We start from the raw sequence: 16587 nt of genomic DNA on the forward strand, positions 1-16587 counted from the left end.
CGCAAGCCAGACCGCGGAAGCCACCCGCGAGATCGGCGACAAGATCGCCCAGATCCAGGGCGCGACCAAGGAGGCCGTGGACGCCATCGGCGGCATCACCGCCACCATCGAGGAGGTCAGCCGCATCGCCACCTCGATCGGGGCCGCGATCGAGGAGCAAGGCGCCGCCACCGCCGAGATCGCCCGCAGCGTCTCGCAGACCGCGGAGGCGACCAAGGAGGTCACCACCAATATCGGCGGCGTCTCGACCGCCGCGAACGAGACCGGCAATGCCGCCGGCATGGTGCTCGCCGCGGCCTCGAACCTCTCCAAGCAGGCCGAGCAGCTCTCCGGCGAAGTCGGGACGTTCCTGGCAGGCGTGCGCGCGGCGTAGGCTGTGCAAGATTCAATGCGATCGTCGTCATGCCCGGGCATGACGGCGGAAACGATCGCGCCCGCTCCTACCGCCGCGCGAGGCTGCAACCGCTCGAGAGTTGACGCGTCGAGCCGCTCGAGCCGTCGTTTGACTGCGAGGGGAATTCCTCGAACGGCGTGTTCTGCTTGCCGGTGTTGAACTCGAAGATCTTGCGGAACACACCCGGCACCATGGCCGAGACCGGATTGACGCGCATCACGGGCGCGGCCGGCGTGCCGATGACCTCGTAGGTCACGCCGATCAGTCCTTCCTTATCGCCACCGCCCAGGAACAGCCCGAGGACCGGAATCTGTCCGAACATGTTGTTCAACCCGTACATCGGCACGAAGGTGCCGCTCATGCAGACCTGGTTGCCGGGATAGTCGATCGAGCCTTCGATGGTGGCGCCGATCATCGGGCCCTTGACGACGCCGTCGCGGATCGTCAGCGCGCCGTTCTGCCGGGTGAACTCGGCGCGGAGCGCACTGAAGGAGACGCCGTTGCCGGTGCCGTTGGGCGCGCCGGCGGCCACGCGTTCGAGCTGCGCCTCGCCCTTCACCGTGAAGTCACGGACGTTGATGAGGCCCTCGCGCGAAGTGTTCGGCTCGGATGTCGGCGGCTCCATCGCCACCACCATCTGGCCGCCGACCGCCTTGGTATAGGTGTCGGTGAAGCGCAGCAGCGCGCCGGCATCGTTGGTCTGGAGATAGATCACCTCGCGGCTGCCCTGCGCACGACCGCCGCGCAGATCGGCCGCCACCGGCGTATCGCGGCCGATCTTGCCGCTCAGGCTGAAGGCCTTGATGGCGCCGTTGCGCTTCGACATCTTGGCATCGACGCTGCGCATCGCCTCGCCGTTGAAACCCGCGACGGCACCGAGCTTCACGTCGATGTCGAAATCGACGTTCTTCATCTTGTTGTTCTTGTCGTCCTTGGAATTGCCCGAAATCGCCGATTTCAGGAAGCCGCGGCCATCGAACACGTCGCCGCGTATCGTGCCCCTGATGACGCCGTCCTGGCCACGCTCAGCCTTCAATGCGGTCTTGTCGCCGTCGGACGGTGAATAGATCGGGAAGTTCGCGTTCACGAGGTCGCCGTTCGCGTCGACTTCGAGCGAACCCTTGATCGAGGCGCCGCCGCCTTCGATGACGATGTCCTCGAGACGCGTCGATTGCGCGGTCGGCACGACCTTGAAGCTGGCCTTGCCCGACTTGCCCGGCAGCTTGACCCAGCCCGGCAGGATGTTGTCGAGCTTGACCGACGTCAGGTCGGCCTCGACGCCGAGCTTCGTGGTCTGGTCGGGACCGCCGGCGATCTTGCCCGACAGCCTGATCGGCAACGATCCGCTGACGGCGGGGCTGAGATCAAATCCGAGGCGCGCGCGGCTCGCATCGTCCAGCGTCGCCTGCAGCCTGACGTCCGCATCGCCTTCGGTCGGCTTGCGATAGTCGAGCGAGGCCGCCTGCCCGTTGATCTTGACGTCGCCCTTGACCTGATAGCCCTGGTTGTTGGCGACGATCTTGAGGCTGTTGGCCTCCAGCTTCTGGTTCATCACCAGCTTGTCGGCGGCAAAGCCGTTGAGGTCGGCGGTGACGGCATAGATGGTGTCAGCCTTGGTCAATTCGCCCTTGACCGGCAGGCCGAGCTGGATGTTGGCCGTGAATGTCCCCTTGCTGGTGTTGGGATCGACCATTGTCGACGACAGATCGCTCAGGCGGTCATTGGCCAGCATTTCAGCCGCCGCGGGCACCGGACCATCGACGCGGAATCTGGTCCGCGACGGCGACGGCTTCGGCGCCATGTCGGGCACCTCGAAGACGAAATCGGAGATCGTGATCTTGCGGCCCGCAGGCGTATCGGCGATGCCCTGGCCGATCGTCACGGTCGCGGTGCGGCCGGTCACGCGCGCCTTCAGATCGGCATCGTGTACGACCGGCATGCCGTCCACAGGACGGACGGCGACGCCGCTCGCCACGATGTTGACCGACAGGCCGTCGTCGGGGATGGGCGGGCCCTTGCGCGGAAGATTCTTCGTCGGCGAGTTGATGCCGATCTCGATGCGCTGGAGCGTACCGCGCTCGATCCGGTCGATCACCCATTCGCGCAACTCGGGAACGACCAGCGTCGGCCACATCCGCTTCAGCGCGGAAGCCGACATCGGCGTTCCCGCAAAGCCCAGCGTCAGGCGCGGCTCGCTCGAATAGTCGATCGCACCGGTGCCGGCGACGCCGATCTCGCCGTTGCTGATGTCGGCCTGCGTCAGCAGGAAGCGCTTGTGGTCGGTGTCGAAGCGGAATCCGATCGCGATGCGGTTGAAGACGAGCGGCGGCTCGTTGTCGATGCCGCCGAGCAGGATCGACCCGCCGCTGAAGCCGAGCTGCCAGTCGTTGACGGTGCCGTTGGGCGGCTCGAGATGGGCCAGAAGCGTCAGCCGGTTCGCGCCCGACAGGACCTTGAACGGCGCGACCAGCACCCGCCGGTTGGCATCCCACTCGACATTGATCTCGGCCTGGTCGATCGCCATCGGATAGTCGGGCGTGTCGGTATCGATGATATTGCCCGCGCCGACCGCGACCTTGCCGCGGAAGAAGGTCGGCACGCCGTCGCGGCCGAGCTCGCCCTTGAGCTCGCCGGTCAGCGGCAAATCGGCGGTATAGGTGAGGTCCTTGACCCGCAGCGCCAAGAGGATGTTGGAGGTCGAGACCTTGTCGGCCTTGATGTCGACCGAGCGCACGCCGTTCTCGGCCGGACCGATCGTGGCTCGCAGCATCCAGGGCCGCGCGCCCTCCTCGCCGAGGCTGAGCGTGACGCCGCCGCGGCTCGGCCGGCGCAGGCTGAGCGTGATGTTCTCAAACGACCATTTGCTGCCGCGCTGCTGATCGTCGACGATCAGATTGCCGTTCTTCAGGCCGATCTCGTTGAGGTTCTGGCCGTCCAGACCGGTCATGCTGAGACTGTCGAGCCAGTCGAGGCCCTGAAGAATACCGCTCTGCGCGGTCGCCTGAGGCGCGGCCTGGGAAGCGGCTTGAGACGGATCCTGGCCCGCGGGCGCCGTGGCGAAGGGCGGCGGCGGGACGCCGTTGCGCGGGAATGTCGGCGGCAGGCCGGCATCCTTCTTCGAGGCGACGCCGGTGGCCAGCGGCTTTGCGGTGTCGCCGGCGGATACGGTGACAGTGCCGTCGGGCGCGATCCGGATCGCGAGTTCGGCATCGACGAGATTGAGGCTCTCGGCGCGCAGGTGCCCCATCAACAGGCCCGCCCCCGACAGCTTCACCTCGGCCTTCGGCGCGCTGGCGACGATGGCGTGGTCGCGGTCGCGGACGATGATGTCACGGATACGGACGGCGATGCGGACCCGCCCGGCCCGCTCGATCTGGGTGCCCCCGATCTCAACCGTATTGCCGTGACCGATATTGTCCTCGATCGCGGCGGCCAGCCACGGCGTTGCGATGTCGAGATTGATGGGACCGGCGCCGAGCCGCCACCACAGCGCAGCGAAACAGCCGACGAAGATGACGGCGAGAGTCCCGACGACAAGGACGAGGCGCTTCAGCCAGCGATCGGCGGCCAGCCAGCGGCGCAGCGCGCCAAACCCGTCGCCGAAGCGATGAAAGCCCGAGTTGGAACGCGCCAACAGCCGGCGCGCGCGATGGCCCGCGGCCGCCTCCTGATCCGGATCCCAATCGGCGTCGTCCCATTCCTGCGGCTGTTGACCGCCGCGCCGATCGAAGTCCCGATTGTAATCCTGGGGCGACTTATTCCTTGCCATTGCCTCTCGATACAGGCGCCCGTCGTGAGATTGAGCACCGCCGGGACCGCAGCCGCCCCCGGGAAGCAAAGCTCCCTGCGCCGGCACTGCAGCCATACTTCGAATATTCCTGCTGTTCGTCATTTCGCCCCGGGAGCGCGTTCAACGAGCAGTGGGGTGGTGCGTGGAATTCCTTGTAACCATACTCCGGCGTCGTCAGACTTGCCCAGCCAAGGGCGCCAGTCCGGCACACCGGACGAGAGCTGCAATACCGCTTCGGTTGACCCGCCGAAAGCGTCGAAAGGAAGGCGTATGTCCAAGAAATCCCAAAAGAAATCGTCCAAGGCGCCCTCCGGCGGTCCGACGGCTAAGAAGAAGACCCTGAAAGCGCGGGCATCGACTCAAGCAAAGTCCGCAACGACGCAGCGGATACCGGCGCGCAAATCAACCGGGACTTTAGCAAAAGCAGGATCACATAAGGCCGCATCGAAACAGTTAAATTCCTCCAAATCGTCATCCGCGCCCGTGACGGCGAAGGCCGGCCTGGCCGACGGCCAGAAGGCCCCCGCCTTCCGCCTGCCCCGCGACGGCGGCGACGTCGTCACACTGGCGGATTATGCCGGCCAAAAGCTGGTCCTGTTCTTCTACCCCCGCGCCGACACGCCCGGCTGCACCCGGGAGGCGATCGACTTCACCCGCCTCGCCGGCGCTTTCGCGGCCGCCGGCACCGCCGTGCTCGGGATCTCCGCCGATCCGTTAAAGGCCCAGGAGAAGTTCCGCGACAAGCACGCTCTCGGTGTCCCCCTCATCTCGGACGAGCAGCACGAGATGCTGGAAGCCTATGGCGCCTGGGGCGAAAAGTCCATGTATGGCAAGAGCTTCTTCGGAATTCTTCGCACCACGATCCTGGTCGGGGCCGACGGCAAGGTGGCCAGGATCTGGCGCAATGTCCGGGTCGACGGGCATGCCGATGCGGTGCTGGAAGCGGCAAGAAGCCTTTAACCAGTCCTTTAAATTCGTCTGTTCCTGTTTCCGGAAAATTAACCATGACCGGCCCAGATTGCTGCGGCAATTAGGGCCGTACGGACTCATCCGACCGGCGCGGGAGTGCCGATGTCGAAAAGTTCTGCCCAATATTCGCAGTACCCCCAACATCATCCGCACGACCACGGCCGGGGCTTCCAGCGCCGTCCCGCGGTCGCGGCCGCCGCAGCGATCCCCCTTCCCGCGACCGACGATGCCTACACCATCGTCCATGCCGGCAAGCAGGTCCGCTTCGGGCCCGTGGTGTTCTGGATCGTGGTTGGAACGGTGGTGCTGCTCGGTCTCTGGTCGGCGGCGACCGCCACCTATTTTGCCTTCCGCGACGACGTTCTGACCCGGCTGATCGCCCGCCAGGCCGAGATGCAATACGCCTATGAGGACCGCATCGCCGAGCTGCGCGCCAAGGTCGATCGCACCACCAGCCGGCAGCTGCTCGACCAGGAGCAGTTCGACCAGAAGCTCGACCAGATCATGAAGCGCCAGACGGCGCTGGAATCCCGGGCCACGGCGCTCGGGGCCATGCCCGACGTGACCGGCTCGATTCCCCGTGCGACCCCGCAGCGCGGTGATTCAAGCCAGACCACGCCAAAGCCCTCGCCGATCAGCGACACCGTGATCTTCGTGGCGCCGCCGGACCGTGAGGCGCGGCTCGAATCGCGCGCCCCGGCCGTCGTGGCTCCCCAGGCCAATCAATTTGCGAAGAACCACGGCTTCGACAACGTCCTGGTCCGGCTCACCACCTCGCTCGATCAGGTCGAACGTCGCCAGATGGCGGCGCTCAGCGCGGTCGAGGAAAGCATGGATTCACGCATGCGCCGGATGCGCGGCGTGGTCAGCGATCTCGGTCTCAATCTCGCCAGTCTCGAAGCCGCCGTGCCGCGCAGCGCGATGGGCGGACCCTTCGTTCCCATCAAGCTGACCGCCAATGCCGGTCCGTTCGAGAAGCAGCTCAATCGCATCAACATCACCCGCGCCGAGATGGATCGTCTCAACCGCACGCTGGCGCTGGTGCCCTACCGCAAGCCGGTCATCGGCGAGGTCGAGTTCACCTCCGGCTTCGGCGTCCGCAGCGATCCCTTCCTCGGCCGGCCCGCGATGCATACCGGGCTCGACTTCCGCGCCGCCAGCGGCGATCCGGTTCGCGTCACCGCCAACGGCAAGGTCGTTTCCGCCGGCTGGTCCGGCGGTTACGGCCGCATGGTCGAGGTCGATCACGGCAACGGGCTTTCGACCCGCTACGGCCATCTCTCCGAGATCAACGTCAAGGTCGGCGAGATCGTGAAGATCGGCCAGGTCGTCGGTCTGGTCGGCTCGACCGGTCGCTCCACCGGTCCGCACCTGCATTACGAAACCCGGATCGAGGGCGAAGCGGTCGACCCGCAGAAATTCCTGCGTGCCGGGGTGCGTCTCAGCGCGGGCTGAAAGCTATAAGCTATGTGCTGCGTCGCAGCAGGCTCAATGCGCGACCGTCGATCACCAGCAGCGCGCTGCCGATCGCGATCGCGCCCGCGATCTCGCGGACGGAGATCGGCTCCCCCAGCACCAGCCCCCCCAGCAGGATGGCGGTGACGGGAATGAGCAGCGTCACCAGCATGACGTTGCTCGCGCCCGAGCGCAGCACGATCTGAAAGAAGACGATGTAAGCGAGCGCCGTCGACAGAGCGGCAAGGCCAAGCACTGCGGACCACGTCATGCCGCCCGGCATTGCCAGCCGCCATGGCTGCTCCACCACGCCGGCGACGATCGCCATCATCACCGTCGACGCCATCAGCTGAAACGTCGCCGTGCCGAGCGGCGGTGAGTCCTTAAGCAATCGCCGCGCTGCCAGTGCGGCGAATCCATAGCTCAGCGCGCCGCCAAGGCAGAGCAGGATGCCGAGCCCCTGCCCTGGCTTCGTCTCGATGCCCCATCCGCGCAGGATGACGACACCGACAAGCCCCAGCGTTACGCCGCCCACACGACGGATATGCAATGTCTCTTCACCTGCTGCTGCCATCACGAGCACGGTGAACAGCGGCGTCGTCGCGTTCAGGATCGATGCTAGACCGCTCGGGATGAAGGTCTGGCCAATCACGATCAACGAGAACGGGATGACATTGTTGAGCAGCCCGATCGCAACGAACGGCTTCCAGCCCGTCATGCCCTTAGGCCAGCCGATCCCCTGCATGCGCAGCAGCGGCAGCAGAATGGCCGCACCGAGCGCGACGCGCAGGAACACCAGCGTCAGCGGCGGCAATTCCCGCAAAGCTGCGGCGTTGAAAAAGAACGAGCCGCCCCAGAGGATCGAGAGCACGGCGAGCAGCAACCAGTCTCGCGCGTCGATCCGGTTGTCACTCGAGGGCATGGGCTCTCACATCCGTGGCCGAGCCCGGGGGTCTAGGGCGACGGGGCGAACAGTGCCACCCGATTTCCGATGAAATGCCGGTTTACGAAACCGATGCCGGCAATGAATGGGGCTCGCTAATTTGTCCCACGCGATGCGCATGTACTCGTAAAGCCGATGAGCCCGCGCGAAGGCGGCGCCTTGTCCGTTCGTTTTCAATAGCGGAGATGGCCAGATCGCCCCAGCTGGTCGGCTAAGGGCCCAACAGCTGTCCTTCCTCCGCGCTCAGCTCGTGACGTTTCACCGCGCCCAGCGCACGCCATTTTGAGATAGACTGGAACAGCCTTAGCGCTGAAGACGAGAGCCGGGAGGAGCCCATGGATGTCGGGGCCTGGCTGTGTGATCTGGGGCTGGGACAGTACGAGCAGGCGTTCCGGGAGAACGACATTGATGCCGAGGTCCTCATGGACCTAACGGCCGAGGATCTGATCGGGCTTGGGGTCGTCTCGATCGGCCATCGCCGCAAGCTGCTCGCCGCCATTGCTGCACTGCGCGCCGGCTCAATGTCGGCTACCACCCTTATTTCGGCCGTACCTATTGTCACCTCTGGAAACGCTTCGCTTGCACCCGAGGCCGAGCGCCGCCAACTCACCGTGATGTTTGTTGACCTGGTCGACTCGACCGCGCTCGCGGCACGGCTCGATCCGGAGGAAATGGCCGAAGTCCTGCGGACCTATCAGAGCGCGGTGGCGGGCGCGATCGGAAGGTTCGAAGGGCACGTAGCGAAGTACATGGGCGACGGTGTACTGGCCTATTTTGGCTATCCGCGCGCCCACGAAGATGAGGCCGAACGCGCCGTGCGGGCCGGCCTCGCCGCGGTCGCGGCGGTACACAGCCTGGAATCGGGGCACGGCGAAACGTTGGCGGCCCGTGTCGGCATCGCGACCGGGTCGGTGGTTGTCGGTGAGTTGATCGGCGAAGGCGCGGCGCGCGAGGAGACGGTAGTCGGCGACACGCCTAACCTCGCGGCGCGCCTGCAAACCCTGGCCGAGCCCGGCACCGTGGTGATCTCTGCCCGCACCCGAGAGCTGATTGGCGGGCTGTTCGAGCTCGCCGAGCTCGGCCTGCAGATCTTAAAGGGATTTCCTGTTCCTGTGCGCGCGTGGCGTGTGGTCGGCGAAGGTGCCGCCGAGAGCCGGTTCGAGGCGTTGCACGGCGCGGGCCTGACGCCGCTTGTCGGTCGTGAGCATGAGATCGGCCTGCTGCTTGAGCAGTGGGAGCGCGCCAAGGAGGGTGAGGGCCAGGTGGTGCTGCTGGGGGGCGAGCCTGGCATCGGCAAGTCGCGCCTCCTGCGGGCGCTACGCGGGCGACTTGAAGATGAGCCGCATACGGTCCTGAGCCACTACTGCTCGCCGCACCATCAGACCAGCCCGCTCTATCCGGTGATTGGCTTGCTGGAGCGCGCGGCGGGTTTCGCCGACGACGATTCCGCCGCAACGAGGCTCGACAAGCTCGAGACGTTACTTGCGCTTTCGAGCGATGATGTCACCGGGGCGGCCCCGCTGCTCGCGGCATTGCTATCGCTCGAGACGAATGCGCGCTACCCGTCGCTCGACATGAGCCCGCATCGGCAGAAAGAGCGGACGCTCGAGGTGCTCGTCGATCAGGTCCTGGGCCTCGCAACGCGCCGGCCCGTCCTCGCCCTGTACGAGGACGTGCATTGGGCCGATCCGACCTCGCTCGAGCTGCTCGATCTCCTGATCGACCGGGTGCAAGGCGCTCCCGTGCTCGTCCTCATCACCTTCCGGCCCGAGTTCGCGCCGTCCTGGACGCGCTATGCCCATGCCACCTCGCTGAGCCTCAGCCGGTTGAGCCGCCGGCAGGGGGCGGCCATGGTCGCGCGGCTGAGCGGCGGCAAGGCGCTTCCCCCAGCGGTGCTCGACCAGATCGTGGCCAAGACGGACGGCGTGCCGCTGTTCGTCGAGGAGCTGACGCGGGCCGTGCTGGAGACCAATCTGCTCCGGGATGAGGGCGACCACTACGCGCTCGCCGGACCGCTGCCGCCGATGGCGATCCCGGCCACGCTCCAGGAGTCGCTGCTGGCCCGGCTCGACCGGCTGGCCCCGGCCCGAGAGGTCGCCCAGACCGGGGCCGCGATTGGTCGAGAATTCTCCTACGAACTGCTCGCGATTGCGGCGGCGCTGCCGGAGAGCGAACTGCACGCGGCCTTGGACGACCTCGTCGATTCGGGTCTGGTATTCCGGCGTGGGACGCCGCCTCAGGCGACCTACAGCTTCAAGCATGCGCTCGTGCAGGACGCCGCATATGCGACCCTCGTTCGCGCGAAGCGGCAGCGCCTACACGCCCGCATCGCCACCGCGCTCGAGCAGCATTTTCCGGAGACCGTGCAGGCGCAGCCCGAGCTTCTGGCCCATCACCACACAGAGGCAGGACTTGCCGAACCGGCGATCGATGATTGGCTGAGGGCGGGACAAGCAGAGATCGCGCGGTCGGCCACAGCAGAGGCGATCACGCAATTGACCAAAGGGCTCGACCTGATTCCTGCTCTCCCCGACGAGGCTCCACGATGGCGGCGGGAACTCGAGCTGCAAATCGCGCTCGGCGTCGCCTTGATGGCCGCAAAGGGCTGGGCCGCACCGGAGGTCGGGCGGGCCAACGCGCGGGCCCGAGACTTGTGCGAGCGCCTGGGCGAGACGTCGCGGCTCTTCCCTGTTCTCTATGGGAAGTGGGTTTTTCACGTCGTAAGGGCGGAGCTCGAGGCCGGTCGAATTGTAGGCGAGGATTTGCTCTGCCGCGCCCAGGCACAGCACGATGCTGCCGCCGAAACCATCGGCAATCGCATCGTCGGAACCACTGAATTGCTTCGCGGCGAGTTAATGGCTGCGCGCACTCATTTGGAGCGAACGCTCGCCCTCTACGATCCGACCGCCCATGGGTCGCTTGCCTTCCTGTTCGCGCAGGATCCCAGTGTGGCGGGGCTTTCCGTTCTATCCTGGGGACTGTTCGCCCTCGGCTACCCTGAGCAGGCCCAGGCGAGGAGCGAAGAGGCATTGAGCGGCGCGAAGGAATTGTCCCACCGCAACACCCTCGGCTATGCCCTCCTGTACGGCTGCATCCTGTCGCAGCTTCGCCAGAATCACGACGAGGCCGGCGATCGGGCGAATGCGCTGATCGCACTGGCAGCCGAGCAGGACTCCCCACACTTCCTCGGAGCCGGCATCATCATTCGCGGTTGGACGCTGGGCGAGGCCGGGGATCTTCGGGCCGGTATCGCGCAGATCCGGGACGGGCTTTCGATGTGGCAGGCCACCGGAGCGGGCTTCCTGGTGCCCTATTTCCGAAGTCTGCTTGCTGAGGTCCACGTCCGGTCGGGTGCAGTGAACGAGGGCTTGGATCTTGTTACCGAAGCGCTGCACCGAGTGGAAGAAACCGGCGAGCGATGGTTCGAGGCAGAGCTGCACCGGATGACGGGCGAGCTGATGCTACGGCTGCCTCATGCCGATGCGAGCGGCGCGGAAGCACGGTTCGGCCATGCGGCGGCAACCGCGCGCCAGCAGGGCGCCAAGCTCTGGGAGTTGCGCGCAGCGACCCGCCTTGCACGATTGTGGAGAGAACAGGATCGGTGTGCCGAGGCACGAGACCTGCTCACGCCAGTCTATAGCCAGTTCACCGAGGGCTTTGCGACACCGGATCTACAGGCTGCCAGGGCAATACTTCGAGAGATCACCGCTCGCTCCGAGCCGACGACGGATCCCAAATACCAGCAGTGATGCTGCATACACTAACAAGCGCTTGGCCAATTCGACCTCGACCGGAATCTCGTCGGTTTTAAGCAGTGGCGTGCCGCCTGTGAATGGCGGCTCAGGGTCACAGGCGGACGATCGAAGTTAGGCCAGCAACTCTCGCCTTGAAAGCGGACCATTGCTCCGCGCTCAGCCGGGGCAGCTTCGGGCCGGCCATTAGCGGACTAGATAAGTGATGGGCTGTATGGCGCAACTGCTGAATCCGGAGCGCAAGCTACAACTGATGGCCGCCCATTGTGTCGTCATCGAAGCTCATTCTCTATGCTGACGCAATAGGTGAAAGCCACTTTGAGCAACCTGACCAGAAGCCAACGCTTCAAGGGATTTCCTCCGCCCACCCCCTTCACGCTTCAGAGCCTCAAACAGCAGAAACATTCGTGATGCCCGCGCGAGCAACAAGCGGCCAAGTCCCGGCTGCACCGCTAAAAATCGCGAGTTCATCTGCTGCCCGGTGACTAGGATTTGAAAAGGCAACCGTAGCACTTTCCGATCTGGCCTTTAGGCAAGAATGATCCTCTCCGGGAGCATCCTCCTCAGGTCAGACCTAATATCCCTCGCGGCACAAGGTTCCTTCTGGCGAAAGCGGGCGCTCGCCAAGCTGATACCGCAGTGTACTTCGCGTCGAAAACACCGACAATGCCGATTTCCAGCTGGCGCTCTGGTGCTTCGGAATATAGCCTAAGTGGACGCCAATCTGCGGCTGAGGCTCAAGTGCCGAGAGAGCAAGCGATAGGGCGAAGACTTGTGGCTATTCTCGCCGCTGATGTCGTCGGCTACTCGCGTTTGATGGAAGCGGACGAGGAGCGCACACTGCAGTCCTTGAACAACTTCCGTGAAGGGCTGTTGGATCCGGCTATCCTTGCGAACAATGGGCGCATCGTAAAGCTGATTGGCGATGGAACACTTGCGGAGTTCCGAAGTGCTGTCGATGCGGTCAATTGCGCGGTATCGGTGCAGCGCGGAGCAGCCACGTTCAAGACACCGATTCCAATGGTGCAACGGATCGGGATCAACTTGGGAGACGTCATTGTTCAGGAAGACGACATTTACGGCGATGGCGTTAACTTGGCGGCGCGTCTGGAGGCACTTGCCGCTCCGGGCGGCATATGCGTCTCATCGATTGTCCATGAGAGCGTTGCCGATCGAATTGTTGTCCCGTTCGAGGACGCCGGGACAATCAATGTAAAGAATATTGCCCGTCCCATTCGTCTCTGGAAATGGCATCCGGATGCGACAGTGGCAGCAGCACAACAACCCTCGGCGGCACGCTCCACAGGAAGGATCTCGATCGCCGTTCTGCCCTTCGCGAATATGTCCAGCGACACTGACCAGGATTACTTCTCCGACGGCATCAGCGAAGACATTATCATCGATCTTTCAAAGCTGCGTGAGCTGATGGTGATCTCGCGTAACTCAAGCTTTGCGTTCAAGAGGCGCGCGATCGATGTTCGCGCAATTGCTCGAGAGTTGGGCGTTCGCTTTGTAGTCGAAGGATCCGTGCGGCAAGCAGCCGGTCGCGTCAGGATCACGGCGCGACTCACGAACGCAGATACAGGAGCCAATGTCTGGGCTGACCGCTTTGACCGCGATTTGACGGATCTATTCGCGGTCCAGGATGACGTCGTGCATAGAATTGTTGAAGCGTTGAAGCTCACCCTCAGTTCGGCGGATAAAGAGCGAATAGCGCAAGGAGGGACAAGGAATCTCGACGCTTACGACTATTTTCTGCGGGCGCGGCGGCTACTGCTCGGCGGCCGGCTCAATCGCGAGGTCCTGGAGCAGAGCAAATCATATCTCAAGCTCGCCATCGATCACGATCCGAACTATTCGCAGGCGTTTGCCCTTCTTGGGCTTGCGCACATGTACGACTACCAGAACCGGTGGACTGCGGGCGCTGATAAAGGATTGGAGCTCGCAAAATGGAATGCATTCACTGCAATCCAAAAAGATCCAAGGGAGCCTTTAGCCAGGGCCCTTGCCTCATTCACAGCGACCTTCGAGAGGGATTTCGAAGAGGCAATCAGCCATGCCAAAGAGGCACTCGCGCTGAATCCAAACCTGGCGGAGGCGTATGCTTGCCTCGGGAACGTCTACAACTTTCAAGGTCGCGGTAACGAAGCTATTTCAATGCTTGAACTGGCCCTCCGTCTAGATCCAGCTTACACGGAGCAATATCTGCATCTTCTTGGCGTCGCGAATGTGCTCGCAGGAAAATACGAAACTGCAGCAGCTGTGTTTCGACAGCGTATTCGGCTCGTACCAGAAACTGACTTTTCGCGGTCGATCCTCGCATCAGCATTGGGCCATCTTGGAGAGACGGACGAGGCAAGGCAAGTCTGGCTGGAGCTGAAGAAGATCAATCCGCAGTATTCATTTGAGCAGCATTTCTCGCGACTACCATTTGCCAATCCTGCCGACGTCCAGCGCATCGCAGATGGGCTAGCAAGGGCTGGATTGGCTCTTTGATTTTGTCGCTGTTTGACTCTTGCGACAGGAGCGTCCGATGGACCGATTGAGCTTGCAAGATCCACTGTTCGCCACTTATACAATCGCCGCAGCGCTGATGATTTTCAAGGCCGTGGGGATGTCGTGGCTCACCGTCTTCCGGATGATGAAGATCCGGGGCGGCTTTCGATCTCCAGAGGATCTTCGAAAGACGAGTATCAATCCGCATCCGGATCCGAGCCAGCTTGCACCGAACGAATACGTAGAACGTGTCCGCCGGATCCAGTTGAACGATCTCGAGAACCTGCCGTTCTTCCTTGTTGCGGCCCTGCTATTTGTCTTGGCGCGTCCACCGTTGTTGATCGCGCAATGCCTGCTCTACGGCTACGTGATTTCAAGTCTGTTACATTTCGCGGCCTATTTTACGGCTCAAACCCACGACATGCGCGCGACCTTCTGGACGGTAGGGTCGGTGATACTCATCGTGTTGGCCGCTTGGCCGTTTTATTGCGCGCTGCTGAGCGTGCTGTACGGCATTTGAGGTCAGGCCGAAAAGTCCCCCTCGGTGACGCTGATCACATAACTGCGCGTCTAGGTCCGCTCCGGGGTCACAAGCCGCCGAACACCTTCAAGGTCGGAGACTTCCGCTTTGCGTTGCTGAGCTGAAGTTTATGAGTCCTAGGACGGGCTCTTCGGCCGCGACACCAGCTCGATCATCCGGCCTTCGTCGTCATCCGGCATCGCCGCCTTGGCCTGCGCGTAGGCCTCGACCGCGGCGCGCGCGACCAGCGGCTTGCCGGCCAGGAGGCTCTCCGCCAGCTTCACGGCATAGGCGGCATCCTTGTGCCGCAGCGCCGCGGTGAAGGTCGCGCCGGAGAAATCGCGGGCGACCATGCGCTTGGAATGACGCGTGACCTGCGGGCTTGCGGCGACGCCCGCCTGGATCGACTCCAGCACCAGGTTCATGTCGAGCCCGGCCTGCTCGGCGATCGCGAGCCCCTCGGCGAGGCCGGCGATCTGGATCGCGCCCATGAGATTGTTGATGAGCTTGTAGACGGTGCCGGAGCCGACCGCGCCGAAATGGCGAATGGTCGAGCCGATCGGTTCGAGATAGGGCCGCGCGCGTTCGAGATCGGCTGCATCGGCGCCGACCAGCAGCGTCAGTTTCCCGGCGGCCGCCGCGTCCGGCAATCCCGTCACGGGGCAGTCGATGTAGATCAACCCGCGCGCATTCAGCTCGCGGCCCATCTCGCGGGCATGATCATAGGAGACCGTCGAGCATTCGATCGCGATGGTGCCGGACTTGGCGGTCTTCGCCGCGCCCTTCGGCCCAAGCCAGACCGCGCGCGAGGCCTCGTCGTCGGCGACCATGGTCACGACGGCGTCGGCATCGATCGCGGCATCCTCCGGCGAGGTCGCCCAATGCGCCCCGCGGGCGATCAGGTCTTCCGCTTTCGCCCTGCTGCGATTCCACAGCGTCACCGTGAAGCCGGCATCGAGATAGCGGCCGGCCATGCCGTGCCCCATCCGCCCCAATCCGATGAAGGCGACACGGGGCATGGCTAGTCCACGTCCTCGATCTCGCCGGTCGTGGTGCCGAACGCGCGCTGTGCCAGCGTCGCGGCCATGAACTCGTCGAGCTCGCCATTGAGCACGCCCGATGTGTCGGAGGTCTGCACGCCGGTGCGCAGATCCTTCACCATCTGATAGGGCTGCAGCACATAGGAGCGGATCTGGTGGCCCCAGCCGATATCGGTCTTGGCGGCCTGGTCGGCGGCGGCCTTCTCCTCGCGCTTCTTCAGCTCGATCTCGTAGAGGCGCGCGCGCAGCATGTCCCAGGCCTGTGCCCGGTTCTTGTGCTGGGAGCGGCCGGCCTGGCAGACCACGGCGACGCCGGTCGGAATATGCGTCAGGCGCACCGCGGATTCGGTCTTGTTGACGTGCTGGCCGCCGGCGCCGCCCGACCGCATCGTATCGACGCGAACGTCGGATTCCTTGATGTCGATCTTGATGCTGTCGTCGATGACGGGAAACACCTGCACGCTCGAGAACGAGGTGTGCCGCCGCGCATTGGAATCGAACGGCGAGATGCGGACGAGGCGGTGCACGCCGGCTTCAGTCTTCAGCCAGCCATAGGCGTTGTGGCCGGAGACCTGGATAGTCGCCGACTTGATGCCGGCCTCTTCGCCCTCGGACTCTTCGAGATATTCGACCTTGAAGCCGTGCGTTTCGGCCCAGCGCGTGTACATGCGCAGCAGCATCTGCGCCCAGTCCTGGCTCTCGGTGCCGCCGGCGCCGGCATGGACCTCGAGATAGGAATCGAAGCGGTCGGCTTCGCCCGACAGCAGCGCCTCGAGCTCGCGCCGCGCCACTTCCTTCTTCAGGTTCTTCAGCGCAGCTTCAGCCTCGGCGACGACGCCGTCATCGCCCTCGGCCTCGCCGAGCTCGATCATGCCGATATCGTCTTCGAGCTCCTGCTCGACCTTGCCGATGCCGGAGAGCGAATCCTCAAGCGAGGTCCGCTCCTGCATCAGCTTCTGGGCCTTCTGGGGATCGTTCCAGAGATTGGGATCTTCTGCGAGCTTGTTCAGCTCAGCGAGGCGGGCCGTCGATTTCTCGACGTCAAAGATGCCTCCTCAGCAGCCCGACTGACTGCTTGATCTCTTCTACCAACCGTTCGATTTCGGCGCGCATGTGGGTCTCTGGTCTCGCGGAATTGGTCCCGCGTGCAATTGAGATCGGGATGTAGCGGCGGCGGCTGCAAAGCGCAACCGCCGGAACCGCCAATCGCCTGCATTATCCGCTAAAG

The 16587-nt window shown here is 64.1% G+C and carries 10 protein-coding genes and 1 pseudogene; 6 read left to right on the forward strand and 5 right to left on the reverse strand.

The genetic code is table 11. From position 1 onward, the window contains the following. Positions 1–373, forward strand: a pseudogene (locus E4K64_RS36050) (methyl-accepting chemotaxis protein); the annotation flags it as partial. Positions 374–440: 67 nt separating this feature from the next. On the opposite strand, the gene E4K64_RS36055 reads toward E4K64_RS36050, so the two are convergent. Next, positions 441–4259, reverse strand: a complete 3819-nt coding sequence (locus E4K64_RS36055; protein ID WP_167772430.1) for a DUF3971 domain-containing protein — start codon at positions 4257–4259, stop codon at positions 441–443. Positions 4260–4282: 23 nt separating this feature from the next. Further along, on the reverse strand, positions 4283–4486 hold the full coding sequence (locus E4K64_RS40735; RefSeq protein ID WP_167772429.1) for a hypothetical protein: 204 nt from the start codon (positions 4484–4486) through the stop codon (positions 4283–4285). Here E4K64_RS40735 and E4K64_RS36060 point away from each other — a divergent pair. Together E4K64_RS36060 and E4K64_RS36065 are read left to right on the forward strand one after the other, a co-directional pair. Next, positions 4455–5144: a peroxiredoxin gene (locus E4K64_RS36060; RefSeq protein ID WP_135167475.1), complete on the forward strand. Its 690-nt coding sequence runs from the start codon at positions 4455–4457 to the stop codon at positions 5142–5144. The genes E4K64_RS40735 and E4K64_RS36060 overlap by 32 nt on opposite strands. A 111-nt stretch (positions 5145–5255) precedes the next feature. Continuing rightward, entirely contained in the window at positions 5256–6608 is a 1353-nt protein-coding gene (locus E4K64_RS36065; protein WP_209312013.1) for a M23 family metallopeptidase, read from the forward strand. 10 nt (positions 6609–6618) lie between these two features. Here E4K64_RS36065 and E4K64_RS36070 read toward each other — a convergent pair whose 3' ends face one another. Then, complete coding sequence (locus tag E4K64_RS36070) at positions 6619–7530, reverse strand: DMT family transporter (protein WP_135167449.1); 912 nt, start codon at positions 7528–7530, stop codon at positions 6619–6621. A gap of 356 nt (positions 7531–7886) precedes the next feature. On the opposite strand from E4K64_RS36070, the gene E4K64_RS36075 reads away from it, so the two are divergent. From E4K64_RS36075 to E4K64_RS36085, 3 genes are all read left to right on the forward strand, one after another. Further along, a complete protein-coding gene (locus tag E4K64_RS36075; protein WP_135167450.1) occupies positions 7887–11300 on the forward strand; it encodes an adenylate/guanylate cyclase domain-containing protein in 3414 nt (1137 codons plus the stop codon). A 777-nt stretch (positions 11301–12077) separates the two neighbouring features. Next, positions 12078–13799 (forward strand): adenylate/guanylate cyclase domain-containing protein, encoded by a 1722-nt coding sequence (locus E4K64_RS36080; RefSeq protein WP_235884908.1) that lies wholly within the window; start codon positions 12078–12080, stop codon positions 13797–13799. A gap of 37 nt (positions 13800–13836) precedes the next feature. Further along, on the forward strand, positions 13837–14319 hold the full coding sequence (locus E4K64_RS36085; protein ID WP_135167452.1) for an MAPEG family protein: 483 nt from the start codon (positions 13837–13839) through the stop codon (positions 14317–14319). A gap of 137 nt (positions 14320–14456) precedes the next feature. On the opposite strand, the gene E4K64_RS36090 is transcribed toward E4K64_RS36085, so the two are convergent. After that, positions 14457–15440, reverse strand: a complete 984-nt coding sequence (locus E4K64_RS36090; protein WP_347338649.1) for an NAD(P)-dependent oxidoreductase — start codon at positions 15438–15440, stop codon at positions 14457–14459. Continuing rightward, positions 15341–16472, reverse strand: a protein-coding gene (gene prfB / locus E4K64_RS36095) for a peptide chain release factor 2 (RefSeq protein WP_126261623.1) whose coding sequence is annotated in 2 segments (ribosomal slippage) — positions 15341–16402 and positions 16404–16472 — 1131 coding nt in all. Because the reading frame shifts where the segments join, the coding sequence is not laid out codon by codon here. Before prfB ends, E4K64_RS36090 begins: the two co-directional genes overlap by 100 nt. Positions 16473–16587: the final 115 nt, after the last annotated feature.

The sequence above is a fragment of the Bradyrhizobium frederickii genome (assembly GCF_004570865.1).
Lineage (GTDB): Bacteria > Pseudomonadota > Alphaproteobacteria > Rhizobiales > Xanthobacteraceae > Bradyrhizobium > Bradyrhizobium frederickii.

What these genes read in the sequence shown, in the direction of transcription:
- E4K64_RS36055 (WP_167772430.1), bottom strand. Translation starts at nt 4,259, where the DNA reads ATGGCTGCAGTGCCGGCGCAGGGAGCTTTGCTTCCCGGGGGCGGCTGC.
- E4K64_RS36060 (WP_135167475.1), top strand. Translation starts at nt 4,455, where the DNA reads ATGTCCAAGAAATCCCAAAAGAAATCGTCCAAGGCGCCCTCCGGCGGT.
- E4K64_RS36065 (WP_209312013.1), top strand. Translation starts at nt 5,256, where the DNA reads ATGTCGAAAAGTTCTGCCCAATATTCGCAGTACCCCCAACATCATCCG.
- E4K64_RS36070 (WP_135167449.1), bottom strand. Translation starts at nt 7,530, where the DNA reads ATGCCCTCGAGTGACAACCGGATCGACGCGCGAGACTGGTTGCTGCTC.
- E4K64_RS36075 (WP_135167450.1), top strand. Translation starts at nt 7,887, where the DNA reads ATGGATGTCGGGGCCTGGCTGTGTGATCTGGGGCTGGGACAGTACGAG.
- E4K64_RS36085 (WP_135167452.1), top strand. Translation starts at nt 13,837, where the DNA reads ATGGACCGATTGAGCTTGCAAGATCCACTGTTCGCCACTTATACAATC.